At 64.6% G+C, this 12,979-nt stretch carries 12 protein-coding genes; 7 read left to right on the forward strand and 5 right to left on the reverse strand.

Features of this window, described 5'->3' with window-relative positions:
- Window positions 1–3: 3 nt before the first annotated feature.
- From AC0L6Y_RS04540 to AC0L6Y_RS04555, 4 genes are all read right to left on the reverse strand, one after another.
- Window positions 4–444, reverse strand: a complete 441-nt coding sequence (locus AC0L6Y_RS04540; protein ID WP_473556400.1) for a transposase — start codon at window positions 442–444, stop codon at window positions 4–6.
- A gap of 39 nt (window positions 445–483) precedes the next feature.
- Complete coding sequence (locus AC0L6Y_RS04545; protein ID WP_473556404.1) at window positions 484–843, reverse strand: hypothetical protein; 360 nt, start codon at window positions 841–843, stop codon at window positions 484–486.
- A gap of 340 nt (window positions 844–1,183) precedes the next feature.
- On the reverse strand, window positions 1,184–2,617 hold the full coding sequence (locus AC0L6Y_RS04550) for a hypothetical protein (RefSeq protein WP_473556407.1): 1,434 nt from the start codon (window positions 2,615–2,617) through the stop codon (window positions 1,184–1,186).
- A 4-nt stretch (window positions 2,618–2,621) separates the two neighbouring features.
- Window positions 2,622–3,680, reverse strand: coding sequence for a hypothetical protein (locus AC0L6Y_RS04555; RefSeq protein ID WP_473556412.1), 1,059 nt, complete (start codon window positions 3,678–3,680; stop codon window positions 2,622–2,624).
- A gap of 72 nt (window positions 3,681–3,752) precedes the next feature.
- Between AC0L6Y_RS04555 and AC0L6Y_RS04560 the strand changes: the two genes are divergently transcribed.
- Window positions 3,753–4,367: a hypothetical protein gene (locus tag AC0L6Y_RS04560; protein WP_473556414.1), complete on the forward strand. Its 615-nt coding sequence runs from the start codon at window positions 3,753–3,755 to the stop codon at window positions 4,365–4,367.
- Window positions 4,364–6,034: an ATP-binding protein gene (locus AC0L6Y_RS04565; protein WP_473556419.1), complete on the forward strand. Its 1,671-nt coding sequence runs from the start codon at window positions 4,364–4,366 to the stop codon at window positions 6,032–6,034. Before AC0L6Y_RS04560 ends, AC0L6Y_RS04565 begins: the two co-directional genes overlap by 4 nt.
- A 694-nt stretch (window positions 6,035–6,728) precedes the next feature.
- Here AC0L6Y_RS04565 and AC0L6Y_RS04570 read toward each other — a convergent pair.
- Window positions 6,729–6,968, reverse strand: a complete 240-nt coding sequence (locus AC0L6Y_RS04570; RefSeq protein WP_473556423.1) for an HhH-GDP family DNA glycosylase — start codon at window positions 6,966–6,968, stop codon at window positions 6,729–6,731.
- A 205-nt stretch (window positions 6,969–7,173) separates the two neighbouring features.
- On the opposite strand from AC0L6Y_RS04570, the gene AC0L6Y_RS04575 reads away from it, so the two are divergent.
- From AC0L6Y_RS04575 to AC0L6Y_RS04595, 5 genes are all read left to right on the forward strand, one after another.
- Complete coding sequence (locus AC0L6Y_RS04575) at window positions 7,174–7,761, forward strand: hypothetical protein (protein WP_473556428.1); 588 nt, start codon at window positions 7,174–7,176, stop codon at window positions 7,759–7,761.
- Entirely contained in the window at window positions 7,758–8,921 is a 1,164-nt protein-coding gene (locus AC0L6Y_RS04580; protein ID WP_473556432.1) for a hypothetical protein, read from the forward strand. The genes AC0L6Y_RS04575 and AC0L6Y_RS04580 overlap by 4 nt, the downstream gene beginning before the upstream one ends.
- 70 nt (window positions 8,922–8,991) lie before the next feature.
- Complete coding sequence (locus AC0L6Y_RS04585) at window positions 8,992–10,323, forward strand: hypothetical protein (protein ID WP_473556436.1); 1,332 nt, start codon at window positions 8,992–8,994, stop codon at window positions 10,321–10,323.
- Between the two features lie 124 nt (window positions 10,324–10,447).
- Window positions 10,448–11,128 (forward strand): hypothetical protein, encoded by a 681-nt coding sequence (locus AC0L6Y_RS04590; RefSeq protein ID WP_473556441.1) that lies wholly within the window; start codon window positions 10,448–10,450, stop codon window positions 11,126–11,128.
- Window positions 11,050–12,978 carry a hypothetical protein gene (locus AC0L6Y_RS04595; RefSeq protein WP_473558259.1) on the forward strand — a complete coding sequence of 643 codons (1,929 nt, stop codon included), beginning with the start codon at window positions 11,050–11,052 and terminating at the stop codon, window positions 12,976–12,978. Before AC0L6Y_RS04590 ends, AC0L6Y_RS04595 begins: the two co-directional genes overlap by 79 nt.
- The last annotated feature ends 1 nt before the right edge of the window (window position 12,979 follow it).

Raw genomic sequence — 12,979 nt, forward strand, 5'->3', positions numbered from 1 at the left:
GCATCAGCGATCGAGCGCGCCGACGGTGGCCGTGCGAACCACTCGTAGTTGCCCGAGGCCGAGACCCCGAGAAACCGGCAGGCAACCGTGACAGCGATCCCGACGACGGCGAGTTCCTGGACCAGCCGGAACCATATTTTGGGAGCACGTTCTCCCGGGCGAACTAGGCGCTGGCGCGTGTGAGGATCTCAATCTCCATCTCGAGCACGCGGTTCCGGCGTCGCAGCTCGACGAGCTCGCGATGCTCGTCAGTCGTGGCGCCGGCCTTGCGACCGGAGTCGATCCGTCGCGATTCATCCAGTTCCGCAGACAGGACTCGCTGATCCCAAGATTGCGAGCAGTCGTGACCACCGGGTTGCCCAGCGCGACAAGATTCAGGGCCCTGCGCCGGAACTCCGGCGGGTGAGCAACAGGCATCACACGGACTCCTTCCGAGATGATCATCGCCTCACCAGAGGTGTCCGGAAAAGCGGGCCTGGCTTCCTATGCGACGCGTCGGTGTCCGCTTCCCGAGGCGATGATGTCGACGACGCCCTCCGTGCGGGACACCAGCCTCGAGGAAGCGTGCGCTGGCTCGAACGCTTTGCCGTTCAGCTCGACGGAGTCGATGCCGTGACATATCCAGTGCACCGGTTGTGTCTCCGAGGCAACGATCAGGCGCGACGCGCCGATCTCGTGTCCTCGCACGACAATCACCGGTCGCTCCGAGAAGTGTCCGTGGAACAGGTGAAAGGCACGCTCCGCTTCGGACTCGAAGACGAGCTCGCAGTGAGCGCACCGAAACTGAATCGCCGGAGGCAGGAACTGGTGGACTATAGGCTCTGGCAACCCCAGCTGATCCATGCGATCACGTGCCCAAAGCCCATTGATCCAGCTGCCCTTCGTCGAGTTGTATGCCTGCCAACAGGGTCGGCTCACAGTCCGGATGGTGCGGGCGGTGAGCCGATGCGCTGAGATGCACGACGACAGCCTCCCGTATCGCGGAGTTATATTTAGTGGCGCGGTCAGACGTCGGTGTGCGCGAGATTCGCACAGTTCGTTCCCGGATGGTCGAGCCTTCGAGCGCGGCGTGTCAGCTGCATCAAGCCCGAGCGCGCCCCGCGCATTGCTTCACGGCGTGGCCTGGCATTCGCTGCGGTCGTGGGCTTTGGACCCCGCACCGAGTGGCAAAGACCGGTCGTTCCTAGGCCCAGAGCTCTTGCCCGCCAATATGGACTTCGACCCGCGCGGATTCCAGAGCGACCGTCACTCTCATGACATCTCCGCGCTTCGCTTCGGACGCTGCGAGAAGTGGGTGCCAACCCCAGCAGAAGGGGTGATCGTCGCCGGTCTTGATCGTGGCGACATCTTCGCCCTTCCATCTCGCCGTGAACGACTTTCCGGCAAGAAGAGCGTGGGCACCCGCAGCGAACGAAGTCACGCCGCTACTCAGGAACGAGGTCGTGACGTCCATTGTCTGAGCGATCTGGCCTTCTGCAGTCCACGTCCACGTCTTGCGGCGTGGTTCAGCCTTCAAGCGCGATCTTGCCGCTTGGCGGACGGCGTTGATGGCGGCAGGGTGCGGGGAGCTCCCTCGCAAGCCCCAGACGTTTGGCCCGAATCCTTCCATCCACTCTGCGTAGGTCGTCCATATTCCGTATGTGCCGCGCGCGATCCCCGCTTCCTCACAGGCCTCGTTGAGAGACTGTCGGTCCATGATCTGAGATGGAATTGCCTTCAGTACGTTGATCATGGTCGCCGTGGTGCTGCCGAGGATTGCGTGGTAGTCGAGCGTCTCCGCGGGATAGACCAGGTCGCCGTCGACGACGAACGCTGGATGCTCCTCGAAGAATGTCTTCATTGCACTGATCGGCGCCAGCACGTCGAGCCTGCGGAACTTCCACACCCGTTTCGCTCCTTCGTGGATCGAGGCGACTGTCTGAGGTGAGTTGACGGAAAGTATTGACCGGGCGGTGTTCACCAGACGGTTCGCATGCAGGCTCTCGCTCTGTTTTTCGGTCCAGAGCCATTCGCCGGCCCAACGCACGGTGCGGTCACGCTTCAGGACACGTTCAATGCTCCGCGAGTCAAGTGGTTGATCCGATGTCGCCAGCGCTTGGCGGATCTCCTCAGCGGTGGTCATTCCGAAGGAGCTCGTGTGTTTGCTCGCCACCGCGCCCGCTCGCAGTACCGGGATGTGTGCTTTGCTGACGACCCATCCGTCTTTTGCCCGTATCGCGTCGTCGGCAAGGTCGTCGGAAGTCACTCCAACTAAGGCCAGGATGTTGAGGAATCCGGCGCCGGTGAGAGTTGAGCGACTCAGCCCCGCTTGAGCCAGAAATTCCCCGATCGGCTCCGCGACAGGCGAATGGGCGACCAACGCCTGCGCGATTGGCGCGGCCATCGTCAACTCTGTCCCCGCGAGACGGGGTTTGATCTTGGCGACGACCTGGCGCACTCGCTCGCGCGTGACACCGATCGCCGCCCCTGCTTCATCGAGAGTCACGATCGGTCCGAGCAAGCCGAGTCTCAAGCTCAGAGCGTGCAGCCATTTGTCGCTCGGCGGCTTCTCATGGGTCTCCTCGTACGCCGCTCTGAGCCGCTCCATGAATTCGTCTTCCAAGGTCCGAACATTCACGCGATTAGTCCTTCCATTCAATCTTTCTCAAACGCGCGGTGCACGCGACGAGATCAAGCTCGAGGACTGCGCGCTGTCCGCCTGAGAGGCCGAGTTTGGCAATGAGCGGCGCGATGCCCCACATTCGAGCGTTGCCGATCGTGACTCGACTCGCCATTTCACGTTCGGCTGGGTGAAACGCGCGACCTTCAACGATCTCCGCGATCCCGTGAGGTATCGCGACGACGGGGCTCGGACCGTGGGGGACCGAAAATTCAATCAGGAGTGCGCCGGTAGTGTCCCACCTGAACTCTGTCGGACGCACCCGCACCTTGCTTGGCGCCACACCCGTGCGTCGCGAAGGAGCGACTGCCAAGTCGCGTCGTCCGCGAAGGGCCCAGAGTCCATGACCCATCCGGGTGACCGCCGGGTGCATGCTCAACGTCGTTGCGACCGTGGTCGCTTTCAACCCGACCTTTTTGGCTTGCACGAACAGAACTCGGCGGTGTATACCGCCGGGTTCTGTTCGGAGCGTGTCGTACAGGAACTGGCTCACGGGGTCCAGGGGCTCTGAGCTGATGACGCTCACAGTAGGCGGCGCGAGACCCTCGCGGTCCTCCGTTGTCGAGAATCCGCGACCGCAGGTCGTGAGGCGTGTCGCGAAATCCCAGTCGGCGGGGAGAAGTGTGTAAGGGTGCTGGCCTCGAGCTCGTGCCCAGCCTCGAAGGACTTCGTCCCAGTCGAGCGGTCCGGTCATGGTGAGGAGTCGCCGGAGAGCGCGCAACGAGGCCGTAGTGACGCTCTCCGGCGATGTCGTCGGCGCGCGAGCTTCGCTGCCGGCGTCGCCGCTCGCTCCGGCCTGCGTCTCGAGTGCGGCCTCGAGCGAGTTGCGGCTTCGGCGGACGGTCTCGCGGGACACGCCAAATTCGACTGCGATCGAGTCGAGACTGTGTCTGGCACCGTTCGTCGTGCTGAGTCCTGCGGCCTTTAACGCCATGGCCGACTTGGCTTCGCTCCAGTCGCGCGTCAGTGCGAGGGCCGCGGCACGGCGCGACTCGAAATCGCCCCTCGACACGTCGTCCATGAGGATATCTTGACACAGGGTAGTAAGTGTGCGAAACTCAAATCGGTAGTAAGTGTGCGGCGAGCGAAGGCGATGATGAAGCTGACCAAGAAGGACGTTGCCGTGATTGCACTCGCCCGGCTCGGCGGCGCTTCGGGTGTGATCGACACCGAGGATGCGGCCATTGCTGCCCACGCGATCGACCCTGCTGCGTTCGGTTGGAAAAAATACAGCGAACGCGTTGACCTTGACCTCGTGAGAACCACGCTTCGCCACGAAGGCGAAGGTCGCGAGCCGCGAATCGAAGGCTCAATTCAGAATGGTTGGCATTTGACCCCGCTTGGGGTCACGTGGGTCGAGCAGCATGCCGATTCGCTTGGCTCTGCTTCAATCTCAGTGGCGGCTACACCCGCAGCGACACAACGCCGTCGAGTCGAGACGCGGGAATCTGGGGCGGCCGTGAACCGAGTGCGCACGTCCGAGGCCTATGTGCTGTGGAGTCGCGGCGCCGAGTTCAGTCCTCGCCAGGCCGCCGCAGTGTTTCGCATCGACGAGTACACGCCGGCGAAACAACGAAGCCGCAAGGCAGCGCAGCTTCAAGAGCTCACGCGAGGCGAGCGCGACATCCAGGGATTCATGGACGACGCGATACCAGTGGCGCTACAGCTTAGTGCTCCTGTTGGTCGGCAACAGAAAGGCAACGAGTGAACACGATCAATGTCAAGGCGCACATCGGGCGCGACATTCTTCAGTCCGCACAGCTGTTCCGGACACCCGAGGCTGCGGTGTGGGAGTACGTCGTTAATGCGCTTCAGTACGTCGACCACGGCACAGTTCCGCGGGTGAGCGTGCACGTTGACGTCGCCGCGAAGAAGATCCGGATTGAGGACAACGGTTCAGGCATGGACCTCGACGGGTTGCAGCACTTTTTTACGATGCACGGCGAGAATCAGGAACGTCGCAAAGGTGTGCCCGGGCGCGGAAAATTCGGCACTGGCAAGTCCGCGGCATTTGGAATCGGGCGTTCGCTGACGGTTTCTACAACACGCGGTGGTTTGCGTCAGACCGTTCGGCTCGACCGCGACGCGATTGACAAGTCCGATGGCGACGTGGTGCCAGTCACTTCCGTCGAGCGCGATGCGGACGCGCAAGGCGAGCCTCACGGCACCACGATCGAGATCGGCGGAATCAACGTTCGTCTGTCGAAGGAGCCGATTGTCGCGCTGATCGAGCGCCACCTTTCTGCGTTTCAAGGGGCTCCGGTCGTCACCGTGAACGGCCGCGTTTGTGAGATCGTTCGTCCGACATCCACCTTGACAAGAGTCTTTACACCATCCCTTGAGCAACAAGCGATCTTGGGTGAGATCGAACTCACCGTCAGCGCTGCGGTCGCCCCGTTGGACGAACTGCATCGAGGGGTCCAAGTCACGATTGGCGCGGACAATTTGATCGCTGTCGAGACAGCTGGCGTCGACTCCAAGGAGTACGGAAAGCTCCTATTCGGGCACGTTGATTGCGCTGAACTCGACAATTCTAAGTACGACCCGGTCGCCGCGTACACGACCGACCGAAGCATGAAGCTCAACCTGGCGCATCCGGTGGCCGTCGCGCTCGTCGCGTTCATCGGCGCGAGTCTTGAGCAGGTTCGACAAGAACTTGTCGCTGTCGGCAAGGAGGCGAAGGCTGACGAAGACCGGAAGCGATTGCGAGCAACCACAACCAAGATCGAGGACATCCTCAATGCCGACCTCAAGGACTTCCGCGAACGCGTGGAAGGTCTCGGCAATAACACCCGCCGACGGACGCCGCTAGCGGGGGTCGCGGGCGGCCACGAAGCGGACCCTGCCGAGAAAGTGCTCGATCCGAACGGCGACGAGAAGGGTCGCGCGGACGGCGTGGCCGGCGAAAACGTCGCCGATCCGATCCCTAATCCGGACCCAACTCCGCGCCCGCCGACACCGCCCGGGCCCGACGATGTAGGCGGAGAGGACGCCTCTAGTGCGGCAATCGTCGACCCCGACGCAGATGCGTCGGTTTCGCCGGCCGGAACAGGACACAGCCGTTTGCGCGGTGGGCTGACGATCGATACCGACTACTACGGAGCGGCGTATGACCGCTACCGCTGGGACCAGGACGAACGAAAGATTATCGTGAATCTGGATCACCCTGTGGTCAAAGCCGCGAAAGACCTTCCGGACGACGAGTCAACATATCGCCGTCTTATCTGGGAAATCGCGTTCACTGCGTACGCGGTCGCGCTCGCGGATCTGCAATTCGAGCGCGATCCGGCGCGAGACTCCAGCGACGCCACCTACGAGATCCGTGACGCCCTGCGACGGGTGTGGGCTAACGCTGGTGCCCTCTATGCGGTGTAACTCCGATTTGGCCGACCCGGTACATACGGTCTCCGCGCAACAACGGAGATCCGAGATGACGGCTCTATCGCGTGAAAGACGGAACCGCTCGCGTTCTTGGCGGCGCTTCTCCGGGCGATCGTGACGCAGTTCACGTTGTTGAAAGCTCCTTTCCAGTACGCGCCGTAGAGGGTCGGAAACGGTGCTGAGTCGTACACGCAAACGCCTGGCGCGTTTGAGAACGAGTACCTGCGTAGCGTCTCACGACGAAGGCGAGTCGAGGGGCAGCGCACGAGTTGCCAGGGTGGAGACGGCTGACGGATTTCGCGGAACGAACGGCGTCACAGCCGGGCCCGGCGGTTCAAGCGATGTCAGGCTCGTCGCCTTTCTGATCGGGCGCCGAGGACTGCCGTCGTCTCGAACGCGCAGGCAATATGTCGCTCGCGCGCGTCAAAGTTCAGCGGGTCGGGATTCTGCGTGCAATGCGCTACGGCCATCGGAAGTGGCCCGCTTTGGCAACGGAGGGCTGGGCGAACCGTGACTTGCTGGCCAACGCAGACGCAGCGGAGCTGTTGGACGGGGGATGGGGCCGCGACGGGGACGACCGGCGAGCTGAACTCTGCTGCCCGCCGGTTCACCGAGGTGCCCGCGTTCGCGTCCGGTGACGACCCAATGTCCGCGTTGGCAGCATTCGTGATCACGCGCATCATTCCGATCACGGTTCACTCCAGATTCGGGATGCGTCGCCATCGTGCTCGTGGTGGAGGCGTGGGATTGCCGGGTGGACGAAGTTCGCCATCCTCAGGTTGAAGCGGTGGAGCTGCGCGTGGCCAAAGATCTCAGCCCAGTCGTCGGCGGTGCGGGCAGCGAACTCCGCGATCCCGAACGCGCCGAGTTGCTCTCGAATCTTGAACGGAATCGCCCGGGCCCGCTCCGCCCTGACCAGTTGATCCATGAGGCACGCAAGCGTTGGGGCATGGGGAGCCGCCGACATCGGACGTCGAGCCGTTCCTGAAGCGGTGCGAACGCGTGGCGGTGTCGCGGACTGCACGTGGCTTGCTGCGTGACACTTCAGCGACGAGCCACAAATCGAACACAGCATTCCCGACGCGTCGCCTTGGCTCGCTCGAGCGGCACGGCTGCGGCCCTATGTTTATAAGATGACTTTCACGCAGGAAATTGAACTGCGCGGCACGACGCTTCGAGTCGACCCGGCCGTGCAGAACGTGCTGGGTGCTCCGATGTCGGTGCGCGATGCCGGCGACGTCGAGGGCGCGGCGCACGTTGCCACGATCGAGACCGCCGATGGGATGCGCGCGACCGTTGGCGTGTGTTCGTGGCCGGGGGACGAAGCCGATGTGCGACTGCTCGACTTCTGGTCGGGCGCGGACGACTACCGACGGCTTGAACGCGCCGGCAAGATGTCTCTCGCGACGGTCGCCGACCGGCGGGTCGGGATCTTGCGCGCGATGCGATACGGCGAGCGAGAGTGGCCGACGCTGCAGACGGTCGACTGGGCGCAGCTCGACCAGCTGGCTGGCACCGACTTCGCCGCGCTGTTGACGGAGCACGGGGCGACGGTCGGCACGGTCGCGGAGCTCAACCCGGCGGGTCGCCGGTTCAAGGAGGCGCCGGCGTTCGCGTTCGCCGACGCCCCGGTCAGCGCGCTCGTTGCGTTCGCGGTGACACGGGTCGTGCCGATCATGGTCGGGTTCGGTCGGCCGGGCCTGGAGTCCGTGCACGGATGACCGCGATCCACATCGAACTCCCCGAGCACTCCAGCTACGGCGAGATCATGAAGGCGTACTTCTCGCTCATGCGCGGGTTCGGAATCGAACTGGGGATGCGCTGCGACGCGAAGCTGACCGAGCAGGAAGGGCCCGAGTGGTGGTCTGACCTGATCGCACAGCGTCGCCTTGATGGTCGCTGGAAAGGTGCGGTGAACCTCAACGATCCGAGCATCACCCTGCCGGAATATGTGTGGGGCCAGGACTCTCCTCTGGCGCTGGTGTTCTCGTCGAAGCCTCAGTCGAAGATCCTGGCGAAGAAGATCCATCACGCGCGCAACACATGGCTCCACTTCAGCGAAGCACCCGGGCCCGTAGAACTCGGCGAAGTCGCGGCACTGATCAAGCAGTTTGCGAGCCTGAACGGTCTCACGGTCGAGGCTCCCGCTGCACGGATGGTCAAGCGCACTCAGCGGATCTCGACCGGGCAGTACCAGCCCTACCACGACGTCGTCGCGAAGTGGCTCGAGGCGCACCCGCCGGCCGCCGCCGACGCGGATCAATCGGATGCCGCCCCGGCTGATGAGCCCACTGTTGACGCGCCGTCGGAGTCGGTCGATGTTCCGACGCCGGCACTCGAGCGCCGTCCGCCCATCGGCGGACGCTGGGGCGGCGACGTGCCGCCCGTGCGGTACGTGCCGAGTCGCACCGGCGATCTGGTCGATCCGACGACAGGGCACGGTCTGCGCGTTGACGTTGACGCCGGTGACTGGGAGCGGAAGCGGCGCCTCTGGCTGGCGCCGAATCCGATGGGCGGCATCTGGATCGACGACCGCGACGGCGCGGTCGGGGGCTACGTCCACGGCGTCGCGCGTCTGCTCGGCTACCTCGGCGCCGAACCGGACGAGGGGCAGGCTCGCGGGTTCCTGCTGCCGCACTATTACGAGCTCGATGGGGGGCGCATCGTCGATCTTGATTCGGGGGAGCGCCTCAGCGACGCGGTGTCGCCGGGCGCCCGCGGCGGGGCGATCGCCCTTGAGTCGGCGGTCGCGGCGGCCTCGGAGGAGCACGCCGGTCTGCGACTGACGAACTACGGCGACCTCGTGGCGACGAGCGCGAGCGGCGTCGAACGCGTCGCCGTCGTGGAACCCGAGACGTGGTTCCCCGGGCGACTCGCATGATCGCATGCCGCACCGATGTCGGTGCCCTGTGCGATCCTGCTCAACTGTTTTCTGGCCGGAGAGGAACACGATGATTGCCGATGGCATCAAGCTGAATGGCGCGAACAGCGTCCCCTGGAGTGACGACAAGGTGGAGGGGGCGGTCACCGACCGCGTGTACTTCGGTCGTGACGAGTCAGGCGTCGGCGAGGTGCAGGTCGCGGTCGCGTCGGTGACCGCGAAGCCCACGAAGGCGCTGCTCGCTGATCTGTGGAAGACCCGCGGCACGAAGAGCGCCATGCCGGTGGTGGTGGCTGCCGTCGCATCCGACGGCGTGTGGATCTTCAGCGGCGGCACGGATGCCCTGCCGCTCGGTCCGCTGCCGCGAGCCCAAGCCGAGCTGCGTCTCCAGGCCGTGCTGGACGAACCGGACGGCCTCGCCGCAGCGCAGCGACTGCAGGCGATTGAGGCCGCATACGACTCGACCGGCGTCGGGGGGTTCGCCAACCACTACCTGTTCGCGAGCTACCACCTCAAGCAGGACGTGCCGCGACGTGCCGACTGGGCGGAGGCGGGCGAGCGTGCGCGAGGCATGCTCCAGCAGCGTGGTCGCGACCTGATCGGCTCTCTCGGCTTCACCGCGGAGCCCGCGCCGGGCGGCGCGCTGGTGCTCCGTGGCACCACGGGCGCTCGCCGCGCCATCGCCGTGCTGCTCGACGAATCGGAGCACTTCGACCAGAAGAGCCCCCGCCATCAGCTGTCTCCGGTGGCGCACGGTCTGGAGCTTGCGCGTCGCGAAGAGGTCGGGTGGGTCGTCTTGCTGCGTCAGAGCACCCTGCGGCTGTATCCGGGGCGTGACGGTGTCGGCGTCGGCCAGCGCGGGCAGTCCGAGACGTACTTCGAGCTTGACCTCGCGATGGTCGATGCGGATTTCGCGGCACTGCTGCCGCTCGTGTTCTCGTCGGAGGCACTGGAGCCGGGAGGCTCCGCCGACGAGATCCTCGCCGGATCGGGCCGCTACGCCGCCGACCTCGGCTCGCGTCTTCGCGATCGCGTGTACCTCGGCGTGGTTCCCCGCTTGTCGATTGCGGTCGCCGAGCGTCTGCCGCAGTTGGGGATCGCGACCGACGCCGTGGGCCTGCAGCTCGCCTACAAGCTGAGCATGCGGATCCTGTTCCGTCTGCTGTTCCAGGCCTACGGCGAAGCCACTGAGCTGCTGCCCGCCGGTCGCAACGAGCACTACGACGCCAACAGCCTGCGCGCGTTCGTCGAACGCGAGATCAGCACCGGCGAGCATGAGTTCGCCGACACCGCCTCGTTCGATCTGGCGCGACCTCGCCCAGGTGTGGGACGCGATCGCGCACGGCAACCCTCGATGGGAGGTTCCCGCCTACGGCGGAAGCCTGTTCGATCCTGCGAGTGAGGAGGGCCGCCTGCTTGACAAGCTCCAGCTGCCCGACAGCGTCCTCGGCCCGGCGCTCCAGTCGATGCTCACCGAGCTCACCGAAGACGGTGTGCCGGGCGCCGTCGACTTCCGTTCGCTCCAAGTGCGCGAGTTCGGCACCATCTATGAGGGGCTGCTCGAGTCATCGCTCTCGCTCGCCGAGACCGATCTCACGGTCGACAAAGCAGGCGTGTACGTGCCGGCCAAGGAGGGTGACGAGATCGCGGTGCGCGCGGGCCAGCCGTACTTCCATTCGGCATCCGGCGAACGCAAGGCGACGGGCTCGTACTACACCCCCAAGATCGTGGTCGATCACCTGATCACCCGGTCCGTCGAACCGGCGCTCGATGCGCACCTCGCGCGTGTCCAGGCGCTCATGGAGGAGGGACGCGAACGCGAGGCGGGCGATCTGTTCTTCGACTTCCGTGTCGCCGATCTTGCGATGGGGTCGGCGCACTTCCTGGTCGCCGCCGTGGACAAGATCGAACGCGGCATGCGCGACTTCCTCACCGCGACGCCGGTTCCGTCGGTGCGCGCCGAATTGCAGCGACTCGCCGAGAAGGCGCGCGAGGCGCTCGGCGCCGATGCCCAGGCAGCGGAAGCGATCACCGAGGCGCAGCGCTGCGCCGTCAGGTCGCGCGCCGCTGTGTGTACGGGCTCGACATCAACCCGCTGGCGGTCGAGCTCTCACGCCTCGCGCTCTGGATCCACACCTTCGTGCCGGGGTTGCCCATGTCAAGTCTTGACCACGGTTTGGTGTTGGGTAACTCGCTCACGGGCATGACGAGCGTTGATGAAGCTTTGGACGCGCTCGACCCGCGGCGCAGCCCCGGGGCTTCGGGGTTCTTCGATTCGATTCTGATCGACGAGCTCGAGGCCGCGAAAGCCCAGCTCATTGAGTTCGCAAGTGCGAGCGAAGCGGACAAGTCTGAAGTTGCGGCTGGAGCTCTCTTGCTTGCCCGGGCGCGGGAAGCGTCCGCTACCGCGAAGGCGATTTTCGATGCAGCAGTCGCGACACGAAGCGGCGAAGTTCCTGCCGGAGCTCGGTTCACGAAAGAAGACTTGGACTCGCTCCTTGAGCTTCCGGCGATCGCCCAAGTTACCTCGCGTTTGGTACCGGGACACTTCCCTTACCTCTTTCCGGAGGTGTTCTTGCGTGATGACCCGGGCTTCGACGTCGTCGTCGGGAACCCGCCGTGGGACAAAGTACGCTGGGAGGCCGCACCGTTCTGGGCGAGGGTGAGTCCTGGGCTCATGGCGCTGCGCGACAAACAGCGCGACGAAAAGATCGAGTCTCTGCGTCGCGAGTACCCCGTCGAGGCTGCGCGCGAGGCGGCGGAGATCGCGGAGCGCGGGAGGCTCCAGGACTACTTCAAACAGTCGTTTGAATGGCGCGGGGGCACCCATCTCGAGCTTGCTCAGTTGATGCTCGAGCGCGCGCTCAAGGCATCGCGAGCTCGGGGTCACCTCGGACTCGTGCTGCCAAGGCAGTTTCTCGTGCTCGCGGGCTGGAAGAAGCTCCGCGAGATCGTATTCACGCGGCACAGCGCCAACCTCGTTCAGGCGAGGAACACGGGTGGCTGGATGTTCGAGAACGTACACGCCAGCTACGCAGTTGTGCTTCTAGCGAGCGGGCCTCTCGCTGAGACGCCTCTTCAAGTGTCGGTCGTCACGAGTCGGGAACAGCTAGCGAGGCTTGACCAGGATTCGGCCGTTGCGTTCTCCGTTGACGAACTCCGCTCGTTCTCCGACACCATGGTGGTGCCGTGGTTTGATGAGCCCGAAGGTCGCGCGGTCTTTGACAAGCTTCGCGCGGGTGTTCGTCTGGCTGCCGCCGGCGGTTGGATCACCGCCGTTCACGACGCGCGGTGGGACTTCCGCGGGACCGGTCCGGATCGAAGCCACGCAACACATCGCCGCACGGAGGGCGCGTGGGGAGTGATGATGACTCAGACGGTCGACGCGTACTCACTGAGGCTCGAGAGTCCGAAGCAGTTCGTATCGGATTTGGCAGCGCTCGCCGAAAAACGGCGCGGAATCGAGATCGACGACCGGGGTCAGCCACGATTCTCGGTCAGGCATCCGGTAGTTCTCTTTCGTCACCCGAGTCACAACACCAACACGCGAACCCTGATTTCAACGGCGCTACCGGCTCAGGGCTTCATATACAACAAGGGCTACGTCCATGGCCTAGCGCACGATGTCGGGACGAGTGAAGACGCTTTGCTCGCTTTGATTGGTGTACTCGGGACCAACGTCCAGGATTGGTGGGTTCGGCGCTTTGTCGATCGTCACGTGACGGCGCCCGTGATGAACAACCTCCCACTGCCGCGCCTAGAGCAAAAACACGTGCGGGAGATCGCCGAGCGCGTCGCCGTGCTCCTCGCAGCGACCGGGTACACGAAGCTTGCGGGTGGGATCGATGTTGCTGCGCGCTCGCAGCGATCGCGGTTTGTGAGCGACAGCCGGGAGACGCACCTGGTAGCTATCGAGGCGCTCGTCGCACGTGGACATGACTTGACGCCGGACGATCTTCGGGTTGTCCGGTCCGACTTCAGCGCGCAAGGCATGCCGGAACCCATTTATCAGGCCGCGGCCGCCCGCCTCGCGGAACTCCGGGAGGCGGGCAATTGAC

It is taken from the genome of Pseudolysinimonas sp. 10J20-29 (assembly GCF_055809595.1).

Bases quoted from the DNA above. Each gene is read 5' to 3' on its own strand.
- AC0L6Y_RS04540 (WP_473556400.1), bottom strand. From the start codon at position 444: ATGATCATCTCGGAAGGAGTCCGTGTGATGCCTGTTGCTCACCCGCCG.
- AC0L6Y_RS04545 (WP_473556404.1), bottom strand. From the start codon at position 843: ATGGATCAGCTGGGGTTGCCAGAGCCTATAGTCCACCAGTTCCTGCCT.
- AC0L6Y_RS04555 (WP_473556412.1), bottom strand. From the start codon at position 3,680: ATGGACGACGTGTCGAGGGGCGATTTCGAGTCGCGCCGTGCCGCGGCC.
- AC0L6Y_RS04560 (WP_473556414.1), top strand. From the start codon at position 3,753: ATGATGAAGCTGACCAAGAAGGACGTTGCCGTGATTGCACTCGCCCGG.
- AC0L6Y_RS04570 (WP_473556423.1), bottom strand. From the start codon at position 6,968: ATGGATCAACTGGTCAGGGCGGAGCGGGCCCGGGCGATTCCGTTCAAG.
- AC0L6Y_RS04575 (WP_473556428.1), top strand. From the start codon at position 7,174: ATGACTTTCACGCAGGAAATTGAACTGCGCGGCACGACGCTTCGAGTC.
- AC0L6Y_RS04580 (WP_473556432.1), top strand. From the start codon at position 7,758: ATGACCGCGATCCACATCGAACTCCCCGAGCACTCCAGCTACGGCGAG.
- AC0L6Y_RS04585 (WP_473556436.1), top strand. From the start codon at position 8,992: ATGATTGCCGATGGCATCAAGCTGAATGGCGCGAACAGCGTCCCCTGG.